The sequence below is a fragment of the Leifsonia sp. 21MFCrub1.1 genome (assembly GCF_900107895.1).
Lineage (GTDB): Bacteria > Actinomycetota > Actinomycetes > Actinomycetales > Microbacteriaceae > Leifsonia > Leifsonia soli.
Genome location: NZ_LT629867.1, coordinates 2,562,262 through 2,584,074, shown reverse-complemented (window position 1 = coordinate 2,584,074; position 21,813 = coordinate 2,562,262). Strand labels below are relative to the sequence as shown.

The following is a 21,813-nucleotide window of genomic DNA, read 5'->3' as shown; positions in this document are numbered from 1 at the left end:
ACTTCCGCGTCACGAAGCGGGTCCTCGGTGCGTCCCCCGGGTATGGGCTGGATTCTCGTGACTCTCGCAGCGCTCGGCCTCGCGTGGGCCGGTGTGCTGTGGGGCGTGCGCAGTGCCGGACTGCGTCTGGCGCGCGCGGTGGTCCGGCCGCGCGAGCGGCGGGCGACCCGCATCCACCGGATCTCCGACACCAGCGTGACGCTCGACGCCGACCGCCGGACCCTGCACCGCGGCCAGTTCGGGCTGTGGTTCGGAGACGGCGGTCACGCGGTGATCGGCCACCTGCGATCGCACGACGTCCGCGCGCGGACGGTGACGCGTGAGGTGCTGACGGTGACCGGCGACCTGGCGTCGGCCGCCGCCGGCTACTGGACGGGGCACCTGCATGCGGGCCCGGCCGCCCTCGGGCGCGACTTCCAGGAGGTGCTGCTGGCGGTGCCCGCCGGCACGGCGCCGGCGTGGCTGATCGAGCCGGCGCGGCCGGCGCTTCCGGCGACCTGGGCAGTGCACATCCACGGACGCGGGACCAGCCGGGTCACCAGCCTGCGCTCCGTTCCGGCGATCGACGCGCTGGGCATGGTCTCGCTCGTCGTCAGCTACCGCGGAGACGGAGAGGCGTCCCCGTCGCCAGGAGGAGCCTCCACGCTCGGACTGCGGGAGTGGGAGGACGTGGATGTCGCGATCGGCTACGCCGTCGCCCACGGAGCCCGGCGCGTGGTGCTCGTCGGGTGGTCGCTCGGCGGCGCGATCGCCCTGCAGCTCGTCGAGCGCAGCGCCTTCCGCGCGCTCATCCACCGACTGGTGCTCGTCGGGCCCGTGACGGACTGGCGGGCCGCGATCCACTCCGGCGCGGCCGAGCGCGGGCTGCCACGATGGGCCGGGACCGCGGCCATCAGAGCACTCTCGGACCCGCGCAGGAGCACACGGCTCGGCCTCCCCGAGCCGATCGACTTCGAGCGGCTGGACTGGTCGCGTCCTGGCCGGCTCCCGGTCCCGACGCTGGTGATCCACTCCGAAGGCGATCGACAGGTCCCCCTCGCCTCGTCCGTCCTGCTGGCCATGGCGAACCCGCGGACGGTCCGGCTGGTCGAGCTCTCGCCGGCCGACCACTGCTGGGAGTACAACGTCGACCCTGCGGCGTTCAACCGGGCGGTGATCGACTTCCTCCGGGCCGACCACGACCTCGGCTAGCCTGGCCCCATGGCCGACCTCCACGAGCTGACCGCGCTCGCACTCTGGCAGGAACTCCAGTCCGGGCGCGTGTCGCCCCGTGAGCTGGCCTCGCACTACCTGGACCGCATCGAACGACTGAACCCCGAGCTGGGAGCGTTCGTCACGGTCACCCGGGAGCGCGCGCTCGAACGGGCCGACGAGGTGGCCGAGCGGGTGCCGAAGACCGCGCCGCTGTGGGGGCTGCCGTCGGGCGACAAGGACCTGTGGATGCGCGCCGGCGTGCCCACCGGGTTCGGCTCCCGTGCGATGGCCGGCTTCGTGCCGGACACCAGCGACGAGATCGTCGAGACGCTCGACGCGGCGGGGGCGGTGAGCCTCGGCAAGACCAATGCGCCGGAGTTCGGACTCCCCGCGTACACGGAGTCGCTGGCCGCGCCGCCCGCGCGCAACCCGTGGAATCCGCAGCTCGGCGCGGGCGGATCGAGCGGGGGAGCGGCGGTCGCGGTGGCGGCGGGGATGCTGCCGTTCGCCCCGGGGTCCGACGGCGGCGGCAGCATCCGCATCCCCGCCGCCGCCTGCGGGCTGGTCGGACTCAAGCCGTCGCGCGGGCTGGTGCCCGCCGGCAGCGGGATCGATTCGCTGGCGGGGCTCGTCGTGGATGGCCCGATTGCCCGGACGACAGCGGATGCGGCCCTGCTGCTGGACGGGATCATCGCGAAGCGCAACGGTCGCATCGATCACCACTACACGCTGCGCGCGCCGTACGACGACGACGGCCCCTTCCTCGGAACGGCCGTGCGTGGCGAGGGCCGGTTCCAGCTCGGGGTGATGACCACCTCCGCCTGGGACGGCGCGTACGACATCCGGATCGCTCCGGAGGCGCAGGAGGCGCTCGCCGTGGCCGTCGACGCCGTCAGCTCCTTGGGCCACGGGGTCGAGGAGACCGCGCTCGAACCCGACGACACCTACGCTCCGGCGTTCCGCACGATCTGGCAGGCCGGTGCGGCGCGCATCCCGGCCGAGGGGGACGCGCTCGCGCTGCTCGAGCCGTTGACCGCGTGGCTGGTGGAGCGCGGTCGCTCCCTCAGCGCACGGGAGCTGAGCGAGGCGCTCTCGGCCCTCACCGCGTACGAGCGGAGCTTCATCCGCCAGTTGTCGTCGTTCGACGCCGTCCTGACGCCCGCGATGGCCCTCACCCCGCGTCCGGTCGGCTGGTACGACCAGGAGGACGGGGAGCGGAACTTCGAGCAGCAGGTGCAGTACACGCCCTTCACCTCCATGCTGAACGTCACCGGCCTGCCGGCGATCGTCCTCCCGGTGTCGCAGACCGCCGACGGCCTGCCGATGGGGGTGCAGCTGATCGGCCGCCCCGGCGGCGAGCGGACGCTGCTCTCGCTGGCCGCCCAGCTGGAGCGCCGCCTCCGCTGGGCGGACCGACGCCCGCCCGTCTGGTGACGAGATGCTCGCAGGTGCTGCCTTCCGCCCCGAAAAGGCAGCAACAACGAGCACCTCGGCGGCCACTAGCATGCGCGTGTGAGTGATCCGGAGGGATTTCGGGAGCCGCTCGACGAGGCGGTGCGGTCGGCGGAGCGGTGGCTTGAGGGCGTCCGTGGCGGACGCATCCCGCCCGAGGCGGACGTGGAGCAGGTAAAGGATGCGCTGGGCCGCGCGCTGCCCGACCGCGGGCCGGCCCCGGTCGAGGTGATCCGCAGGATGTCCGCGGCGATCGAGCCGGGCCTGATGCGCATCCACTCGCCGCGCTTCCACGGCTGGGTGATGGGAGGGGCTCAGCCGGTCGCGCTCGCGGCCGACTGGCTGACCTCGGCCTGGGACCAGAACAACGGCCTCCGCTCCGTCACGCCCGGGGTCGCCGGCGCAGAGGAGCTCGCGGCGGAGTGGCTTCTCGACCTGCTCGGGCTGCCCGAGACGGCGGAAGTGGGGTTCGTCACGGGCGCCACCGTCGCGAACGTTGTCGGGCTGACCTGCGGCCGCGACGAACTGCTGCGACGGGGCGGATGGGACCCTGGCGACGGGTTGGCGGGGTCGCCGCGCATCCGCGTGCTGGTCGGCGCCGAGCGACATGGCTCGGTGGACAGCGCCGCGCATCTCGCCGGGCTCGGACACGCGCGAGTGATCGCGGCCGACGCCCAGGGGCGGATGCTGCCCGACGCCCTGCGCGAGGCGCTGGCGGACGGCGATGGGCCGGCCCTCGTCGTGCTGCAGGCGGGCAACATCCACTCGGGAGCGTTCGACCGGTTCCCCGAGCTGATCCGGATCGCGCACGGCGCCGGCACCTGGGTGCACGTGGACGGCGCGTTCGGGCTCTGGGCGGCCGCCGCCCCCGGGCTGCGCGCGCTGACCGACGGGATCGACGGCGCGGACTCCTGGGCGACGGATGCGCACAAGACGCTCAGCGTCCCCTACGACTGCGGTATCGCCGTCGTCGCCGATCCGGCCGCACTGCACGGCGCGATGGCGCAGCACGCCGCCTACCTCGCCTCCTCCGCCGACGTGGCCGACCCGAGCGACCGCGTCCCGGAGCTGTCCCGGCGCGCCCGCGGGCTGACCACGTACGCGACGCTCGCTCAGCTCGGACGCCTCGGGGTCGCCGACCTGGTCCAGCAGCTGGCGGACGCGGCGGCGGTGATCGCCGAGGGCATCCGCGGCATCCCCGGTGCGGAGGTGCTCAACCAGGTCGTCTACACGCAGGTGTGCGCGTCCTTCGGCAGCGACGACCGCACCCGTGCGGTCGGGGCGGCGCTCCTGGCCGACGGGGCGGCGCTGGCATCCCCGTCGACGTGGCAGGGCAGGGCGGTGCTGCGCTTCTCGGTCAGCAACTGGCTCACCGACACGGAGGAGGCCGGCCGCACCGTGGCCGCCGTCCGCCGCGCGGTGGACGCGGTGGGCTGACCGGCGGGTGGGCTGACCGGCGGGTGGGCTGACCGGCAGGCGGGCTGCGGCGCGCGGGTCGACCGGGGTTCTCAGCGTCCCGCGGCGTACCCCTGCTGGCCGCGGGGGTTGGCTGCGGCCGTGAGCACGTCGGTCTGCGGGTCGCGGCCGACCGACGACAGACGGCCGAGCGTCCAGTCGCCCGCGCGAGTGACGCGGTGGCCGCGCGCCCCCAGGCCCGCGATGACGTCGTCGCCGAGGCGATCCTCGACGACCGCGCCGGCCGGCTCCCAGGTGCGCGGCCAGAACGACTCCGCGATGGCGGTCGTGTGCAGCGCCGGCGCATCGATCGCCTGCTGCGGGGAGTAGCCGCCCACGATCGTGCGCAGCAGGTACAGCAGCTGCCACTGATCCTGCTGGTCGCCGCCGGGGGAGCCCAGCGCGGTCACGGGGACGCCGTCGCGCAGCACCAGCGTCGGCGTGAGCGTGGTCCGCGGTCGACGGCCGGGCGTGAGCGTCGACGCCGATCCCTCCTCCAGCCAGGTCATCTGCAGGCGGGTGCCGAGGCAGAATCCCAGCTCCGGGATGGTCGGCGACGACTGCAGCCAGCCGCCGGACGGCGTCGCCGAGACGATGTTGCCCCAGCGGTCGACCACATCGATGTGGCAGGTGTCGCCGCGGGTCTCGCCGGTCCGCGAGACGGTCGGCTCTCCGACGCCTGCCGTCGTGACGCCGGACGGCGGGGTATACGTGGTGCGCAGCGGCGGCGCGAAGGGCTCGCGGCCGGGCAGCGCGCCCGGACGGAACCGGGTCGAGGCGCGATCGCCGATCAGGGCGCGGCGCTCGGCGGCGTAGGCGGGCGACAGCAGCGTGTCGAGCGGCACGTCGTCGTCGCCGAAGTACGCGTCCCGGTCGGCGTAGGCGAGCTTCTGCGCCTCCAGAATCGTGTGGGCGCCGAGCTCGGTGGACGGGTCGAGTCGGTCGTCGTCGAAGCCGTCCAGGATGGCGAGGGTCGCGAGCAGAGCGGGGCCCTGGCCCCAGGCGGCCGTCTTCGCGATCGTATGCCCGCGGAACTCCGAGGTGACCGCCGGTTCGTAGGACGCCCGGTACGCCGCGAAGTCGGACGCGGCGATGACACCCGCGTGGTCGCCGCCGTCGGAGTGGCGGTGCGGCGTTCGCACGAACGCATCGACGGCCTGCGCGACGATTCCCGTCGCCCACTCCGTGCGCGCCGCCTCGATGCGCTCCTCCCGCCGCGCCGCGCCGTCGCCCGCGGCGATGAGGCGGCGCAGCACCCGCGCGTACGCCGGGTCGGTGATCAGCTCGCCGGGCTGCGGGATGCGGCCGCCCGGCATCCACCGCTCCGCCGACGTCGGCCAGTGCTCGGCGAACAGCGGTGCGACGCGCTCGATCGTCGCGCACACGCGTTCCAGCACGGGATGGCCGCCCTCCGCATAGCCGATCGCGAACGCGAGCACGTCCGCGAGCTCCCAGGTGCCGTGATCCTTCAGCAGCAGGAGCCACGCGTCCACGGCGCCCGGGACCGCCGCGGCCAGCGCGCCGGAACCCGGGACCAGCTCCAGCCCCTCGGCGAGGTAGTGCTCGCGGGTCGCCCCCGCGGGCGCCGGCCCCTGGCCCGAGAGCACGACCGGGGCCGGGTCGTCCGCCGTCGCGACGAGGGCGACGAGGTCGCCGCCCGGTCCGTTCAGGTGCGGCTCGACGACGTGCAGCACGAAGGCGCCGGCCGCCGCGGCGTCGAAGGCGTTGCCGCCGCGCTCCAGCACGGCCTGCGCGGCGGCCGTGGCGAGCCAGTGCGTCGACGCGCTCATTCCGAACGTGCCCTGGAGGGTGGGGCGCGTGGTGAACGCGGGAGGCGGCGTGAACGCCATGGTCAGCTGACCGGGCCGGTGTACTTCTCGCCCGGCCCCTTGCCGATCTCGTCCGGGATCGCCGATGCCTCGCGGAAGGCCAGCTGCAGGGAGCGGAGGCCGTCGCGGAGGCTCCTGGCGTGCTGGTCGCCGACGTGCGGCGCGCTCGCCGTGACCAGGCCGGCGAGGGCGTCGATGAGCTTGCGGGCCTCATCCAGATCGGTCTGGTGCTCCGGGTCGTCCGCCAGCCCGCACTTGACGGCGGCGGCGCTCATCAGGTGCACCGCGGTGGTGGTGATCACCTCGACGGCGGGCACCTCGGCGATGTCGCGGGTGGCCTCGGCCACGCCGTCCTCGCCGTGGCCGGAGTCGTCGAAAGTGAAGGATGTGTCGCTCACTGCATTCCTCTGTTAGAATCGTTCGGGCTCCGGGACTTCTGTCCCGGTACGAAAGTGGAGATTCCTCCCACCCGCGCTTGACCGTTTTCTAGGTTACCGGGTCGTTGCACTCCGCCACCGCGTGCGAACGCGGGGGTAGTCAGGGTGCTGTACCAGGCCTGTGATCCTCGGATCGCAGGCCGCGCTGGTGCGTGGAACCTCCTCTTTCGCCGGAACGTCACCGACGATCCGTGGCTCGCGAAGAATCGCTTGATCAGAGGAGACAGACATCAGCGAACCCCGTACGAATGACCGTATCCGCGTCCCCGAAGTACGACTCGTCGGCCCCAGCGGAGAGCAGGTCGGTGTCGTCAAGATCGAGGTCGCACTGCGACTCGCGCAGGAGGCCGACCTCGACCTGGTCGAAGTCGCGCCCAACTCCAAGCCGCCGGTCGCCAAGATCATGGACTACGGCAAGTTCAAGTACGAGGCTGCGCAGAAGGCCAAGGAGGCCCGGCGCAACCAGGCGAACACCATCCTCAAAGAGGTGCGGTTCCGCCTCAAGATCGACAAGCACGACTACGAGACCAAGCGCAAGCGCGCAGAAGGCTTCCTGAAGGCCGGCGACAAGGTGAAGGCCATGATCCTCTTCCGAGGCCGTGAGCAGTCGCGTCCGGAGCAGGGCGTCCGTCTGCTGCAGCGCTTCGCGGAGGACGTCGCCGAGCTCGGCACGGTGGAGTCCAACCCCACGATCGACGGGCGCAACATGGTGATGATCATCAGCCCCGTGAAGAACAAGTCCGAGGCCAAGGCCGAGGCCAACGCAGTACGTGCCGCATCCAAGGCGCGCGCCCAGGGGCGCGACCAGGACGCGGTTGCTGAGACAGCCGACGCTGCTCAGTCCGATGAGAGTTCGCCCGCCCAGGCGACGAACGAGGAGAAGTAATGCCCAAGCAGAAGACCCACTCCGGCGCCAAGAAGCGCTTCAAGATCACCGGCAGCGGCAAGGTCATGAAGCAGCAGTCCGGTATGCGCCACAACCTGGAGCTCAAGTCCAGCCGTCGCACGCGCCGGCTGAACCAGGAGCAGGTCGTCCCCGAGGTGGACGCCAAGGTCATCCGCCGGATGCTCGGCAAGTAACTCGCCCGCTCAGATCTTTTATCAGCACTAAGGAAATCGACTAATGGCAAGAGTGAAGAGGGCGGTCAACGCCCACAAGAAGCGTCGGGTCATCCTCGAGCGCGCCGAGGGCTACCGCGGTCAGCGGTCGCGCCTCTACCGCAAGGCCAAGGAGCAGGTCACCCACTCCCTCGTCTACGCGTACCGCGACCGTCGTCAGAAGAAGGGCGACTTCCGCCGTCTCTGGATCCAGCGGATCAACGCGGCGAGCCGCGCCAACGGCCTCACCTACAACCGCTTCATCCAGGGCCTGGGCCTGGCGGGCGTCGAGGTCGACCGTCGCATCCTCGCCGACCTGGCCGTGAACGAGCCCGCGACCTTCGCGGCTCTCGTCGAGACCGCCAAGAAGGCGCTGCCGGCCGACACGTCGGCCCCGAAGGCGGACGCCGCCGCGTAACACGCGCATCCACGAACGGCCCGGTCGACTCACGTCGGCCGGGCCGTTCTGCGTCTGTGCAGCGGTCAGTCGCCCGCGATCGCGTCGAGCCGCTCGACCTGGTCGTCGGTGAGGCGCACGGAGCCGGCGGCCACGTTCTCCTCCAGGTGCACGACGCTCCCGGTGCCGGGGATGAGCAGGATGTCCGGTGCGTGCGCGAGCAGCCAGGCGAGGCCCACCTGCGCCGGCGTCGCGCCGGCCTCGGCGGCGACACTCCGCACCACCGCGTGGTCGGCGACCTTCGGCAGCCCGGGGAAGCCGCTGCCGAGCGGGAAGTACGGCACCCAGGCGATTCCTTCCGCGCGGCACAGGGCCAGCATGTCCTCGAAGTCGCGGGTGAGCACGGAGTAGCCGTTCTGCACGCACGCGATGCCGGCGGGAAGCGCCCGGCGGACGGTGTCCACCCGGACGGCGCTCAGGCCGATCCCGCCGATGACGCCGGCGTCGCGAAGCGCCATGAGCTCGGCCAGCTGGTCGTCCAGATCGACGAGCGCGTCGTCGAGCACGGTGAGGCCCGGTCCGACCTCCGGGCGGCGCAGATTGACGACGTCGAGATGGTCGCGACCGAGCGTGCGCAGGTTGGCGTGCACCTGATCCCGCAGCTCGTCGGGCCGCTGGGCGAGGGCGAGCGGAACCGGCGCATCCACCCGCACGGCGCCGACCTTCGTGGCGACCGCGATCGCCGGGTCGTCGCCGAATGCCCGCCGGATGATGTCGTTCGAGACGCTGCGACCGTAGAAGTCGGCCGTGTCGAGGTGGTCGACGCCGAGCTCCGCCGCGCGACGGAGGAGCGCCGCTCCCGCCTCCGGCTCGTGCTCGAATCTCTCGAGGGCCATCGCGCCGTACCCGATGCGGGCGACCTCCCGGCCGCCCAACCGGTACACGCCGCCGGGTCGGATGCTGCTCGCGGTCATGGAACCTCCTACACTGGGATGAAAGCGGAGGAGCCTCCGCTATTCCGACCGTAACACTTAACCGGAGGGACCTCCACTTTGACGGAGACGCCGGCGCATCCCCGACGCCCGCGAGCGGATGCGGCGCGCAACCGCGCGGCCATCCTCGACGCGGCACGCGACGCACTGACGTCGTCGGGGGAGGACCCCGCGCTCGAAGCCATCGCACGCGCCGCGGGCGTGGGGATCGGGACGCTGTACCGAAACTTCCCGACCAGGGAAGAACTGGTGGCCGCGGTCTACGCGAGCGAGCTGGACGCCGTGCTCGGTACGGTGGGACCGCTGCTGGAGACGATGCCGGCGGACGCGGCGCTGCGGGAGTTCATGCGCCGGTACGCCGGGTTCATCGCCACGAAGCGCGGAATGGCCGAGTCGGTCCGTGCCGGAGCCCTCCGCTCGGCCGCGGCGTCGGCCGACACGCGGCGCCGGGTCAACGAGGCGATCGGGCTCTTCCTCGCCGAGGGAGCTCAGCAGGGCGTACTCCGTTCGGACGCCGTCGCCGACGACGTGACCGCCGCCATGATCGGGGTGTTCCTCTCGACGGCGCAGAGCTCCGACCCCGGTCAGGTGGACCGGCTGCTCGACCTGGTGGTGCGCGGCCTGCGGGTGGACGGGTGATCCGCCCGTAGCCGCGCGGGGTCAGTCGTCGGCGCCGTGGCCGCCCGAGCCGTGGTCGTCGCCCGCGTCGTGACCGGCGGGATCATCCGCGCCGTGGCCGCCGGACCCGTGGTCGTCGCCGACGTCATGGGTGGCCGGATCGTCGGCGCCGTGGTCGTCGCCGAGGTCATGGGCGGCCGGATCGTCGGCGCCGTGGTCGTCGGGTGCCGGAACCGATACCGCCGTGGGCGGATCGCTCGGCGTCGGGCGTTGAATACGGTCATCGAGCACCGGCGACGGTGTCCCGCTCTGGTGGACACTGTGGAGACGATCGTCTCCGCCGGTACCACCGGTCGCGGCCACCGCCGCGGCCGTCCCGAGACCCAGGGCGACGACCGCCGCGCCGCCGATCCACGCCATCCTGATGCTGTTCCTCATCGTTCAGCCTCCATCCGTCCTCCCTTAACACGAGACGCGAGGCCGTTCGGATCACCGGCACCCTAAGCTGGTGCCATGCTGGACAACCCGCGCTCGCCGCGCGTCAGGGCCGTCGCCAAGCTCGCCAAACGTCCCGCCCGTGCCGAGACGGGGCTGTTCCTCCTCGAAGGGCCGCAGGCCGTGGAAGAGGCGCTCGCGTTCCGGCCGGAGCTCGTCGTCGACCTGTTCGCCACTCCGACGGCGCTCGAGCGGTATCCGGACATCGCCCGCGCGGCGTCCGACGCCGGCATCGAGGTGGAGTTCGTCTCAGAGCACGTGCTGGATGCGATGGCCGACACCGTGACGCCCCAAGGCTTCGTCGCCGTCGCGCGCCAGTTCCCGACCTCGATCCGCGACATCTTCGCCGGGTCCCCGCGGCTCGTCGCCGTGCTGGAGGAGGTGCGCGACCCGGGCAACGCCGGGACGATCATCCGCGCCGCCGACTCGGCCGGAGCGGATGCCGTGGTGCTGAGCGGCCGGACGGTCGACCTGTACAACCCCAAGGTGGTGCGGTCGACCACCGGCTCTCTGTTCCATCTGCCGGTCGCGGTGGGCGCCGACCTTGCCGACGTCGTCGGACGCGCGCACACCGCGGGCCTGCAGGTGCTCGCCGCCGACATCAAGGGGGAGGACCTCCTCTCCGCGCGGCGCGACGGCGAGCTCGCCCGGCCGACCGCGTGGGTGTTCGGGAACGAGGCGCACGGGCTCGACGACGAGCTGCTCGGGCTGGTGGACCGCGTGGTCACCGTCCCGATCTACGGGAAGGCCGAGTCGATGAACCTGGCGACGGCCGCCTCGGTGTGCCTCTACGAGTCGGCGTTCGCGCAGCGCTCCTGAGCGGTACTTCTCCACAGGCGGGCACCATCCACAGCCCGGCCTCCGCGCTGAGTCGACGCCGTCGCGCCGACTAGACTGGGTGACCGTGTCAGATTCCACGGAGATCACCGAATCCGCGGTCGAGTCGGCGGTCGGCGCGGCGCTCGCCGCGATCGACGCCGCGCACGACTCGACGGCGCTGAAGGCGGTGCGCCACGACCACACGGCCGAGGGTTCGCCGCTCGCCCGGCTGAACGCGAGCATCCGGTCGCTCCCCGGCGACCAGAAGGCGGCGGCCGGCAAGCTCGTCGGCGGCGCACGCGCACGCGTGAACCAGGCGTTCACCGCCAAGGAGGCCGAGATCGCCGCGGCGGAGGAGGCCGCGCAGCTCGCCGCCGAGACCGTCGACGTCACGGCGCTGCCCTCGCGCTGGACGCCGGGCGCCCGCCACCCGCTGAGCCTCCTCCAGGAGCGCATCGCCGACGTCTTCGTCGGGATGGGCTGGGAGGTCGCGGAGGGGCCGGAGCTCGAGAGCGAGTGGTACAACTTCGACGCCCTCAACTTCGACGCCGACCACCCGGCGCGCGCGATGCAGGACACCTTCTTCGTCGAGCCGACGGACGCGCACCTCGTGATGCGCACGCACACCTCGCCGGTCCAGCTGCGTGCGCTGCTCGGCGACGACCTGCCCGTCTACCGGATCGCTCCCGGCCGCGTCTTCCGCACCGACGAGTTCGACGCGACGCACCTCCCGGTGTTCCACCAGACGGAGGGCATCGCGGTCGACAAGGGCCTCACCATGGCGCACCTGCGCGGAACGCTCGACCACTTCGTGAAGACGCTGTTCGGCGACGAGGCGCGCGTGCGGCTGCGCCCCAACTACTTCCCGTTCACCGAGCCGAGCGCCGAGCTCGACCTGTGGCACCCCACCTTCACGGGCGGCGCCCGCTGGATCGAGTGGGGCGGCTGCGGCATGGTCAACCCCAACGTCCTTCGCTCCGCCGGGATCGACCCGGACGTCTACTCGGGCTTCGCGTTCGGGATGGGCGTCGAGCGCGCCCTGATGTTCCGCAACGACGTCAAGGACATGCGCGACATGGCCGAAGGCGATGTCCGGTTCTCCCAGCAGTTCGGAATGGTGGTCTGATGCGTGTCCCCCTGAGTTGGCTCGGCGAGTTCGTCGACCTGGAGCCCGGCACGACGCCGGAGGAGGTGCACGCCGCCCTCGTGTCCGTCGGGCTCGAGGAGGAGGACATCCACACCTTCGAGCTGAGCGGTCCGATCGTCGTCGGCCAGGTGCTCGAGTTCGTCGAGGAGCCGCAGAGCAACGGCAAGACCATCCGCTGGTGCCAGGTGCGCGTCGCCCCCGATGGTGAGAAGGCGGCCGACGGCGGCGCCGACGTGCGCGGCATCGTCTGCGGCGCCCGCAACTTCTTCGAGGGCGACAAGGTCGTCGTGACGCTGCCCGGCGCCGTGCTTCCCGGACCCTTCCCCATCGCGGCACGCAAGACGTACGGGCACGTGTCCGACGGCATGATCGCCTCGGCCCGCGAGCTCGGCCTCGGTGAGGACCACGACGGCATCCTCCGCCTGTCGACGCTCGGCCTCGACCCGGAGGTCGGCACGGACGCGGTGAGCCTGCTCGGGCTCGACGACGCGGCCGTCGAGGTCAACGTCACGCCCGACCGCGGCTACGCGTTCTCGATCCGCGGCATCGCGCGGGAGTACTCGCACGCGACGGGTGCGGCCTTCCGCGACCCCGCCGACGCGGTCCCGCTCGGCTCCGTCGCCGACCACCCGAGCGGCTTCAGCGTCACGGTGGACGACACCGCTCCCATCCGCGGTCGTGTCGGTGCGAGCGTCTTCGTCACCCGCGTCGTCCGCGACGTCGACGGTTCACGCCCCACCCCGCCGTGGATGATCGCGCGGCTCACGCTCGCCGGCATCCGGTCGATCTCGCTCATCGTCGACATCACGAACTACGTGATGCTCGAGCTGGGGCAGCCCATCCACGGCTACGACCTCGACAAGCTGTCCGGCGGCATCGTGGTCCGCCGCGCGACGCCGGGGGAGACGCTGGTCACCCTCGACGGCCAGACCAGGAAGCTCGATCCGGAAGACCTCGTGATCGCGGACGCCTCCGGGGCGATCGGCCTGGCCGGCGTCATGGGCGGAGCATCCACCGAGATCGGCGACGGCACCCGCACCGTGCTCGTCGAGGCGGCGAACTTCGACCCGGTGTCGATCGCGCGGACGGCCCGCCGCCACAAGCTGCCCAGCGAGGCGTCCAAGCGCTTCGAGCGCGGCGTCGACCCGCAGGTGGCCGTGGCCGCGGCCGCGCGCGTCGTGCAGCTGCTCGAGCAGCTCGCCGGCGGTCGTGCGGACGAGCTCGGCTCGCTGCTGGACGACTCCGAGGCCGCCGAGCCCATCCGCCTGCCGAAGGGGTACATCGCCTCGCTCGTCGGCGTCGACTTCTCCGACGACGAGGTGCGCGGAGCGCTCGCCGAGATCGGCGGCACGGTGACCGAGACGGCCGACGGCCTGCTGGTCGCCCCGCCGACCTGGCGCCCCGACCTCCGCGACAAGTCGGACCTGGCGGAGGAGGTCGCCCGCATCGTCGGCTACGACCGCATCCCGTCGGTGCTGCCGGTCGCGCCTCCCGGACGCGGGCTGACGCGCGAGCAGCGCCTCCGTCGCGCGGTCGCCCAGACGCTCGCCGACAACGGCGCCACCGAGGTGCTGTCGTTCCCGTTCGTGAGCGAGGCGCAGAACGACCTCTTCGGCTCGGCCGAGCCCGGCGGGGTCCTCGCGGTCCGCCTGGCCAACGCTCTCGACGCGACCGCGCCGTACCTGCGCACGTCGCTGCTCCCCGGCCTCGTGGACGCGGCGAAGCGGAATCTCGCGCGCGGGCTCGTCGACCTCCGCGTCTACGAGCTCGGCACCGTCTTCCGGCCGTCGGAGGGGTCGATCGGCAGCGAGACGCTCCCGCCCGGCGCCGCGCTGCCCGGCGCCGACATCCTCGCCGGACTGAATGCGGGCATCCCGGCGCAGCCGCGGCACCTCGCCGGCCTCGTCGTCGGCAACGCCGTCGAGAAGCAGCCGGGGCTGGCCGCCGTGCCGGCCGGCCTGGTCGACGCGCTCGACATGGTGCGCCAGACCGCTGCCGCCGTCGGCGTGACCGTCGACCTCGTGCAGTCGTCGCACCAGGCGCTGCACCCGGGTCGCACCGCACGGCTCGTCGCCCGCGGCGCCGACGGGTCCGAGACCCCGGTGGGATACGCGGGCGAGCTGCTCCCGGCGCTCGCCGACGACCTCGACCTGCCGCGCATCGTCGCGGTCTTCGAGCTCGACCTCGACGCCCTGATCGCCGTCGCCCCCGCCGACATCGTCGCGGGGGTCATCGCGGGCTTCCCGGCCGCGACGCAGGACCTGTCGCTCGTGGTGCGGGAAGACGCTCCGGCCGGCGAGGTGCTGCGCGCCTTGCGCGAGGGTGCAGGGGAGCTGCTGGAGGACATCCGGCTGGTCGACGACTACCGCGGACCCGGCCTGCCGGATGCGCACAAGAGCCTGACCTTCGCCCTGCGCTTCCGCGCGGCGGACCGCACCCTCACCGCCGCAGAGGCGAGCGAGGCGAAGCTGGCCGGCGCGGCCCGGGCGGGCGAGCTGTTCGGCGCGGCGATCCGCGAGTAACCGCCACGAGCCCGGTTACCGCCAACAGCCCGGTTGCCGCCACCAGCGCCCACGGCCGGTCCCTGACCGCAGCGATGCACCCGCATCCGCTGCGCGACGGGGCCGGCCGCGTGCGTCCCCGCCCGGATTTGGTGGCCGCCGGGGAAGGGGCGCTAGGGTTGTCCCATGCTTTCCGTCCGGCGCACCGCTTCGACGCGTGCGGCTCTCGCCGCTCGCGCGATGCGCCGACGCCTGCGCGACCGCCGAAGCTAGGCGGCGTTCCGGGCGGTCCTGACCAGTGGATCGACGTGGGCGCCGCCGTCGCCGAGACAACCGTCGTCCACTCGAACAAGGAACAAGCATGACTTTCTCGGTCGCCGTCGCAGGCGCTTCCGGATACGCGGGCGGTGAGCTGCTGCGCATCCTCGCCGGGCACCCGGAACTCGAGGTCCGCACCGTCACCGCGCACCAGAACGCGGGCCATCCGCTGATCGCGCACCAGCCGCACCTGCGCTCGCTCGCACACCTCACCCTGCAGGACACGAGCGCGGAGACCCTGAGCGGGCACGACGTCGTCTTCCTGGCGCTGCCGCACGGCACCTCGGGCGAGATCGCCTCTCAGCTCCCGGCCGACACGATCGTCGTCGACTGCGGCGCCGATCACCGGCTGGAGGACCCGGCCGACTGGGCGGCGTTCTACGGCGGCGAGCACTTCGGCGCCTGGGCCTACGGCGTTCCGGAGCTCCCCATCGCCGGGACCACCGGAGGGAAGCAGCGCGACCACCTCGTCGGGGCCCGGCGGATCGCCGCCCCCGGCTGCAACGCGAGCGCGGTGTCGCTCGCTCTCGCCCCGGGCATCCAGGCCGGGCTGATCGACGACGAGGACATCGTCGCGGTGCTCGCAGTCGGCCCGTCGGGTGCGGGCAAGTCCCTGAAGACGATGTACCTGGCGAGCGAGATCCTCGGGTCCGCGAACCCGTACGCGGTCGGCGGGACGCACCGGCACATCCCCGAGATCCAGCAGAACCTGCGGAAGGCGGGCGCGGGATCGCCGACCGTGTCGTTCACGCCGGTGCTCGTCCCGATGTCGCGCGGGATCCTCGCCACCTCGACCGCGCGGGTGAAGCCCGGCGTCACCGCCGAGCAGGTCCAGGCCGCCTGGGAGGACGCATACGCGGGGGAGCCGTTCGTGCACGTGCTGCCCGCCGGAGTCCTGCCGCGCACGTCCGATGTGCTCGGGGCCAACACCGTCCTGATCGGCGTCGCCCTCGACGCCGCCGCCGGCCGGGTCGTGACCGTGCTCGCGATCGACAATCTCTACAAGGGGACGGCCGGAGCGGCCATCCAGTCCGTCAACATCGCCCTCGGACTCGACGAGACCGCGGGCCTGACCGTGAACGGAGTCGCACCGTGACGCGTACGCCAGCCATCGCACCGACGGCGACGGGAGCACGGTCGTGAGCGTCACCGCCGCATCCGGGTTCGCCGCAGCGGGCGTCGTCGCCGGCCTCAAGGCGAGCGGCCGGCGCGATCTCGCCCTCGTCAGGAACCTCGGCCCGCTGAACGCCGCTGCCGCCGTCTTCACCACCAACCGCTGCAAGGCGAACCCGGTGCTGTGGAGCCAGCAGGTCATGCAGGACGGCGTGGTGTCCGCGATCGTCCTCAACTCCGGCGGCGCCAACTGCTACACCGGGTCGCAGGGCTTCCAGGTCACGCACGCCACCGCCGAGGCCGTCGCGACCGAGCTGGGCGTCTCCGCGGGTGACGTCCTCGTCTGCTCCACCGGCCTGATCGGCGAGCAGCTGCCGCTGGACAAGCTGGTCGCCGGAGTCACGACGGCCGCCAACGCGCTCGCCCGCGACGCGGGGCTCGGAGCGGCGGAGGCCATCATGACCACCGACACCCGCGCGAAGGAGGCGCAGTTCCGGTCGCCGAACGGCTGGACGGTCGGCGGCATGGCGAAGGGCGCCGGGATGCTCGCACCCGGGCTCGCCACGATGCTGGTCGTCGTCACGACCGACGCCGTGCTCACCTCCGAACGGCTGGATGCGGCCCTGCGCCGGGCGACGCGGGTCACCTTCGACCGCCTCGACTCGGACGGCTGCATGTCCACCAACGACACCGTCGCCCTCCTGGCCTCCGGCGCCAGCGGCGTGGAGCCGGGCGACGAGGAGTTCGCGCTGGCGCTCACGGCCGTCTGCCGCGACCTCGCCGAGCAGCTGCAGGCGGACGCCGAGGGCGCGTCGCACGACATCGCGATCGAGGTCGTGAACGCCGCGAGCGAGGACGACGCGGTCGTCATCGGCCGGGCCGTGTCGCGCAGCAACCTGTTCAAAGCCGCGATCTTCGGCAACGACCCCAACTGGGGCCGCGTGCTCGCCGCCGTCGGCACGACCGACGCGGAGTTCGACCCGTACGGCATCGACGTCGCCATCAACGGCGTCCAGGTGTGCACGGCGGGCGAGCCCGACCAGCCGCGCGACCTGGTCGATCTCACGCCGCGCGCCGTCCACGTCCTGATCGACCTGCACGCGGGCGACGAGACGGCGACCATCCTGACCAACGACCTCACGCACGACTACGTGCACGAGAACAGCGCGTACGCCAGCTGATGACGACGACGGACGACATGGACACGCCGGCGACACGCATCGACGAGGCAGCAGAAGCCGCCGAACGCGACCACGCGGATGCGGCGGCGAAGGCGGAGACGCTGATCGAGTCGCTGCCCTGGCTGAAGACCTTCCACGACCGCATCATCGTGGTGAAGTTCGGCGGCAACGCGATGGTGAACGAGGAGCTGCAGCGCACCTTCGCGGAGGACATGGTCTACCTGCGCTACGCCGGTCTCCGGCCGGTCGTGGTGCACGGAGGCGGCCCGCAGATCTCGGCCATGCTCGACCGGCTCGGGATCGACTCCGAGTTCCGCGGCGGCTACCGCGTCACGACCCCCGAGGCGATGGAGGTCGTCCGGATGGTGCTGACCGGGCAGATCAACCGCGACATCGTCGGCAACATCAACAAGCACGGTCCGCTCGCTGCCGGTCTCTCCGGCGAGGATGCGGGGCTCTTCCAGGGCAGACGGCGCGCAGCGGTTATCGACGGGGAAGAGGTCGACCTGGGGCTCGTCGGCGATGTCGTCGCGGTGGACCCGGAAGGCGTGCTCGCGCAGCTGGCGGCGGGGCGCATCCCCGTCGTGTCGTCGATCGCGCCGGACATCGACGACGCGGGCCAGGCACTGAACGTCAACGCGGATGCGGCCGCAGCAGCGCTCGCGGTCGCGCTCGGCGCGGCCAAGCTGGTCATCCTGACCGACGTGGCCGGGCTCTACAGCGACTGGCCGAACCGCGACTCGCTGCTGTCGAAGATCGGGGCGGACGAGCTGCGCGAGCTGCTGCCGTCGCTGGAGTCGGGCATGATCCCGAAGATGGCGGCCTGCCTGGACGCGGTCGACGGTGGAGTGGAGAAGGCGGCGATCATCGACGGGCGGGTGCCGCACTCGATCCTGCTCGAGGTGTTCACGCAGTCCGGCATCGGGACGGAGGTGGTGCCCGCGTGAGCGAGGACCAGGAACGGAACAGGACCATGACGGAAGAGCCCGAGAACCGGATGCCCGGTGCGCAGTGGCGTGACGGGGCCTGGCGCGCGCCGTTCGGCGACGCGATCATGCGCACGCTGGCGACGCCCAAGGTGATGCTCTCGCGCGGTGAGGGCTGCCGGGTGTGGGACGTCGACGGCAACGAGTACCTCGACTTCCTCGCCGGGATCGCCGTGAACTCGCTCGGACACGCGCATCCCGCCCTGGTGGATGCGGTGAGCCGGCAGGTCGCGACGCTCGCGCACGTCTCGAACTACTTCTCGACCGCTCCGCAGCTCGAGCTCGCCGGGCGCCTCCGGGCCATCACGGGTGCGGGCGACCGCGGCCGGGTGCTGTTCGGAAACTCCGGCGCAGAGGCCAACGAGGCGGCGTTCAAGCTGGCGCGGCTGAACCGCGGACCGCACGGGCGGAAGACCCGCGTCCTCGCCCTCCACAACGCGTTCCACGGCCGCACGATGGGGTCGCTCGCGCTCACCGGCAAGCCGCCGATGCGGGAGGCCTTCGAGCCCCTCCCCGGCGGCGTCGAGCACATCGACTCCACCATCGCCGCTCTCGAGGCGGCCATCGACGACCATGTCGCCGCGCTCTTCGTCGAGCCGATCAAGGGCGAAGCCGGCGTCCTCGACCTGCCCGCCGGCTTCCTGAAGCGGGCGCGGGAGCTCACAGAGCAGCACGGCGCCCTGCTGATCATCGACGAGATCCAGACCGGCGTCGGCCGCACCGGCGCGTGGTTCGCGTACCAGCACGACGGCATCCTGCCGGATGCGGTCACCGTCGCGAAGGGCATGGCCGGCGGCGTCCCCATCGGCGCCCTCGTGACCTTCGGCTGGGCCTCCGACCTGTTCACCCAGGGCCAGCACGGGTCGACGTTCGGCGGCAACCCGCTCGCGACCGCAGCCGGCAACGCCGTGCTCGCCGAGATCGAGCGCTCCGACCTCGTCGGCAACGCGGCGCGTCGTGGGGAGGAGCTGAAGGCGATCATCCGGTCGCTCGAGTCGCCTCTGATCGACGATGTCCGCGGCCACGGCCTGCTCATCGGCATCGGCCTGACGGACGGCGAGGCGCACCGCCTCTCGGACGCCGCGCTCGCCAACGGGCTGATCATCAACGCGCCCAACGAGTCGAGCATCCGGCTGGCGCCGCCGCTCATCGTCGGCGATGCCGAGCTGGCGGAGTTCCGCGACCGGTTCGCGCGGGCTCTCGCCGCCCTCTGACCCCGGGCCGACCAGCGGCCGACCACCCCATATCCACGAAAGGGCCAGCATGACCCGGCACTTCCTCCGTGACGACGACATCACGCCCGCCGAGCAGGCGGAGATCCTGGACCTCGCGGCCGAGCTGAAGCGCGACCGGTTCTCGGCGAAGCCGCTCGCCGGCCCGCAGACCGTCGCCGTGATCTTCGACAAGACCTCCACGCGCACCCGCGTCTCGTTCTCCGTCGGCATCGCAGACCTCGGCGGCAGCCCGCTGATCATCCAGAGCGGAGAGAGCCAGCTCGGCGGCAAGGAGTCGCTCGCCGACACCGCCCGGGTGCTGGAGCGCATGGTCGCGGCGATCGTCTGGCGCACCTACGCGCAGGCGGGGCTGGAGGAGATGGCCGAAGGGACGCGGGTTCCCGTGGTCAACGCGCTGTCGGACGACTTCCACCCGTGCCAGATCCTCGCCGACCTGCTGACCGTGCGCGAGCACAAGGGCCGCACGGAAGGCCTCGTCATGAGCTACTTCGGCGACGGCGCGAACAACATGGCGCACTCGTACCTGCTGGGCGGGGCGACGGCGGGCATGCACGTCCGCATCGCGGCTCCGGCCGGCTACGCGCCCGCCGCGGCCATCGTCGCCGACGCGCGTGCGATCGCCGAGCGCACCGGCGGCTCGGTCACGATGCTGACCGACCCGGCCGAAGCGGCGGCCGGCGCGGATGTCATGGTCACCGACACCTGGGTGTCGATGGGAAAGGAGGACGAGAAGGCCGAGCGCGTCGCCGTGTTCGGCGACTACACGGTCGACGCGCGCCTCATGGGGCTCGCCGCCCCGGACGCCGTGTTCCTGCACTGCCTGCCCGCCTACCGCGGCTACGAGGTGACCGCCGACGTGCTCGACGGTCCGCAGTCCGTGATCTGGGACGAGGCCGAGAACCGCCTGCACGCGCAGAAGGCGCTGCTCGCCTGGCTGCTCGCCAAGAACGAGGAGGCCGCGGCATGAGCGACACGGAGCAGACCGGCGGAGTCGGCCGGACCGGGGAGGGCTCGCTCTGGGGCGCGCGCTTCGCCGGCGGGCCGTCGCCAGAACTCGCCGCGCTGAGCAAGTCGACGCACTTCGACTGGGAGCTCGCGGCGTACGACATCGCCGGATCCCGCGCGCACGCCCGCGCGCTCGCCGCGGCGGGATACCTCACGCCGGAGGAGCTCGACGGCATGCTGGCCGCCCTCGACAAGCTCGACCGGGATGTCGCCTCCGGCGCGTTCGTGGCGGCCGAGACCGACGAGGACGTTCACGGCGCCCTCGAGCGCGGCCTGATCGAGCGGGCGGGGGCGGAGATCGGCGGAAAGCTGCGTGCCGGCCGCAGCCGCAACGACCAGATCGCCACGCTGGTGCGGATGTACCTCCGTGACCACGCGGGTGTCATCGCCGAGCAGCTCATCGCCCTGATCGACGCGATCGCCTCCCAGGCGGACGCGCATCCCGCCGCCGTGCTCCCGGGGCGCACGCACCTCCAGCACGCCCAGCCCGTCCTGCTCGCCCACCACCTGCTCGCGCACTGCTGGCCCCTGGTGCGCGACCTGGACCGCCTGGCCGACTGGGACCGCCGGGCGGACGTCTCGCCGTACGGATCGGGGGCGCTCGCCGGCTCGACGCTCGGGCTCGACCCGCTTCTCGTCGCCCGGGAGCTCGGGTTCGCCCGCAGCTCCGAGAACTCGATCGACGGCACCGCCGCCCGGGATGTGGTGGCCGAGTTCGCGTTCGTCGCCGCCCAGATCGGCGTCGACCTCTCGCGGTTCGCCGAGGAGATCATCCTCTGGAACACCCGGGAGTTCGGGTTCGTCACCCTCGACGACGCCTACTCGACGGGCTCGTCGATCATGCCCCAGAAGAAGAACCCGGACATCGCGGAGCTCGCGCGCGGCAAGGCCGGCCGGCTCATCGGCAACGCCACGGGCCTGCTGACCACGCTGAAGGGCCTGCCGCTCGCGTACAACCGCGACCTGCAGGAGGACAAGGAGCCGGTGTTCGACTCGGTGCGGACGCTCGAGACGGTGCTGCCCGCGTTCACCGGCATGGTCGCGACCCTGCGCTTCCACACCGACCGGATGGCGGAGCTCGCTCCCCAGGGCTTCTCGCTCGCGACCGACGTCGCGGAGTGGCTCGTGAAGCAGCACGTCCCGTTCCGGACCGCGCACGAGCTGAGCGGCAGCCTGGTGCGCTTCGCCGAGGAGAACGGACTGGAGCTGCACGAGGTCGACGACGAGCAGCTGGCGGCGATCTCGCCGCTGCTCACTCCCGAGGTGCGCACGGTGCTCTCGGTGGAGGGGTCCGTCGCCAGCCGCGACGGCGTCGGCGGGACGGCCCCTGACCGGGTCGCCGAGCAGCTCGCGGCGCTCACCGATCACGTGAGGAAGGCCGCGCTGGCCCTCCGCGCATCCAGAAGGGACCTGGTCTGATGGCGCGTTTCGAACCGGAGCGGAAGCGGCCGTGGATCATCCCGGCCGTCGTGGTGCTGGCCGTCGCGGTCATCGTGATCGGCCTGGTCGTCGCCGTCGCCGCGGGCGGCCGGATCTTCTGA

General features: G+C 72.4%; 21 protein-coding genes. 17 read left to right on the top strand and 4 right to left on the bottom strand.

Going from position 1 to position 21,813, the window contains the following annotated elements:
* Positions 1-57: 57 nt before the first annotated feature.
* From BLW09_RS12320 to BLW09_RS12310, 3 genes are all read left to right on the top strand, one after another.
* Positions 58-1,191: an alpha/beta hydrolase family protein gene (locus tag BLW09_RS12320; protein WP_231946826.1), complete on the top strand. Its 1,134-nt coding sequence runs from the start codon at positions 58-60 to the stop codon at positions 1,189-1,191.
* Between the two features lie 9 nt (positions 1,192-1,200).
* Complete coding sequence (locus BLW09_RS12315) at positions 1,201-2,628, top strand: amidase (protein WP_089913028.1); 1,428 nt, start codon at positions 1,201-1,203, stop codon at positions 2,626-2,628.
* Between the two features lie 78 nt (positions 2,629-2,706).
* Complete coding sequence (locus BLW09_RS12310) at positions 2,707-4,083, top strand: pyridoxal phosphate-dependent decarboxylase family protein (protein WP_089913024.1); 1,377 nt, start codon at positions 2,707-2,709, stop codon at positions 4,081-4,083.
* 71 nt (positions 4,084-4,154) lie between these two features.
* Here BLW09_RS12310 and BLW09_RS12305 read toward each other — a convergent pair whose 3' ends face one another.
* Entirely contained in the window at positions 4,155-5,951 is a 1,797-nt protein-coding gene (locus tag BLW09_RS12305; protein WP_089913021.1) for a gamma-glutamyltransferase family protein, read from the bottom strand.
* 2 nt (positions 5,952-5,953) lie between these two features.
* A complete protein-coding gene (locus BLW09_RS12300; RefSeq protein WP_089913019.1) occupies positions 5,954-6,328 on the bottom strand; it encodes a DUF1844 domain-containing protein in 375 nt (124 codons plus the stop codon).
* Between the two features lie 268 nt (positions 6,329-6,596).
* Here BLW09_RS12300 and infC point away from each other — a divergent pair, with 268 nt between their 5' ends.
* The 3 genes from infC to rplT are packed head-to-tail and all read left to right on the top strand — an operon-like array spanning position 6,597 to position 7,883.
* Positions 6,597-7,253 (top strand): translation initiation factor IF-3, encoded by a 657-nt coding sequence (gene infC / locus BLW09_RS12295; RefSeq protein ID WP_089913016.1) that lies wholly within the window; start codon positions 6,597-6,599, stop codon positions 7,251-7,253.
* The gene (gene rpmI / locus BLW09_RS12290; RefSeq protein ID WP_018190164.1) at positions 7,253-7,447 is read left to right on the top strand and encodes a 50S ribosomal protein L35; all 195 of its coding nucleotides are present in this window, start codon (positions 7,253-7,255) and stop codon (positions 7,445-7,447) included. Before infC ends, rpmI begins: the two co-directional genes overlap by 1 nt.
* A 43-nt stretch (positions 7,448-7,490) precedes the next feature.
* The gene (gene rplT, locus BLW09_RS12285; RefSeq protein WP_089913014.1) at positions 7,491-7,883 is read left to right on the top strand and encodes a 50S ribosomal protein L20; all 393 of its coding nucleotides are present in this window, start codon (positions 7,491-7,493) and stop codon (positions 7,881-7,883) included.
* Between the two features lie 65 nt (positions 7,884-7,948).
* Here rplT and BLW09_RS12280 read toward each other — a convergent pair whose 3' ends face one another.
* Complete coding sequence (locus BLW09_RS12280) at positions 7,949-8,836, bottom strand: aldo/keto reductase (RefSeq protein WP_089913011.1); 888 nt, start codon at positions 8,834-8,836, stop codon at positions 7,949-7,951.
* A gap of 78 nt (positions 8,837-8,914) precedes the next feature.
* Between BLW09_RS12280 and BLW09_RS12275 the strand changes: the two genes are divergently transcribed.
* On the top strand, positions 8,915-9,493 hold the full coding sequence (locus BLW09_RS12275) for a TetR/AcrR family transcriptional regulator (RefSeq protein WP_089913008.1): 579 nt from the start codon (positions 8,915-8,917) through the stop codon (positions 9,491-9,493).
* A 21-nt stretch (positions 9,494-9,514) separates the two neighbouring features.
* Here BLW09_RS12275 and BLW09_RS12270 read toward each other — a convergent pair whose 3' ends face one another.
* Positions 9,515-9,910: a hypothetical protein gene (locus BLW09_RS12270; RefSeq protein ID WP_157696936.1), complete on the bottom strand. Its 396-nt coding sequence runs from the start codon at positions 9,908-9,910 to the stop codon at positions 9,515-9,517.
* Positions 9,911-9,985: 75 nt separating this feature from the next.
* Between BLW09_RS12270 and BLW09_RS12265 the strand changes: the two genes are divergently transcribed.
* The 10 genes from BLW09_RS12265 to BLW09_RS19280 all read left to right on the top strand — a co-directional run bounded on the left by BLW09_RS12265 (position 9,986) and on the right by BLW09_RS19280 (position 21,813).
* Positions 9,986-10,786, top strand: a complete 801-nt coding sequence (locus BLW09_RS12265; protein ID WP_089913002.1) for a TrmH family RNA methyltransferase — start codon at positions 9,986-9,988, stop codon at positions 10,784-10,786.
* Between the two features lie 85 nt (positions 10,787-10,871).
* On the top strand, positions 10,872-11,912 hold the full coding sequence (pheS, locus tag BLW09_RS12260) for a phenylalanine--tRNA ligase subunit alpha (RefSeq protein WP_089916846.1): 1,041 nt from the start codon (positions 10,872-10,874) through the stop codon (positions 11,910-11,912).
* Positions 11,912-14,455, top strand: coding sequence for a phenylalanine--tRNA ligase subunit beta (gene pheT / locus BLW09_RS12255; protein WP_089912999.1), 2,544 nt, complete (start codon positions 11,912-11,914; stop codon positions 14,453-14,455). The genes pheS and pheT overlap by 1 nt, the downstream gene beginning before the upstream one ends.
* Before the next feature lie 340 nt (positions 14,456-14,795).
* Complete coding sequence (gene argC / locus BLW09_RS12250) at positions 14,796-15,848, top strand: N-acetyl-gamma-glutamyl-phosphate reductase (protein WP_089912997.1); 1,053 nt, start codon at positions 14,796-14,798, stop codon at positions 15,846-15,848.
* Positions 15,849-15,891: 43 nt separating this feature from the next.
* Positions 15,892-17,046: a bifunctional glutamate N-acetyltransferase/amino-acid acetyltransferase ArgJ gene (gene argJ, locus BLW09_RS12245; RefSeq protein WP_089912995.1), complete on the top strand. Its 1,155-nt coding sequence runs from the start codon at positions 15,892-15,894 to the stop codon at positions 17,044-17,046.
* A gap of 17 nt (positions 17,047-17,063) precedes the next feature.
* Entirely contained in the window at positions 17,064-17,993 is a 930-nt protein-coding gene (gene argB / locus BLW09_RS12240) for an acetylglutamate kinase (protein WP_172824347.1), read from the top strand.
* Between the two features lie 26 nt (positions 17,994-18,019).
* Positions 18,020-19,246, top strand: a complete 1,227-nt coding sequence (locus BLW09_RS12235) for an acetylornithine transaminase (protein WP_172824206.1) — start codon at positions 18,020-18,022, stop codon at positions 19,244-19,246.
* A 49-nt stretch (positions 19,247-19,295) separates the two neighbouring features.
* On the top strand, positions 19,296-20,234 hold the full coding sequence (gene argF, locus BLW09_RS12230; RefSeq protein WP_089912990.1) for an ornithine carbamoyltransferase: 939 nt from the start codon (positions 19,296-19,298) through the stop codon (positions 20,232-20,234).
* The gene (gene argH, locus BLW09_RS12225; protein WP_089912988.1) at positions 20,231-21,691 is read left to right on the top strand and encodes an argininosuccinate lyase; all 1,461 of its coding nucleotides are present in this window, start codon (positions 20,231-20,233) and stop codon (positions 21,689-21,691) included. The genes argF and argH overlap by 4 nt, the downstream gene beginning before the upstream one ends.
* A complete protein-coding gene (locus BLW09_RS19280) occupies positions 21,691-21,813 on the top strand; it encodes a hypothetical protein (protein WP_018190175.1) in 123 nt (40 codons plus the stop codon). The genes argH and BLW09_RS19280 overlap by 1 nt, the downstream gene beginning before the upstream one ends.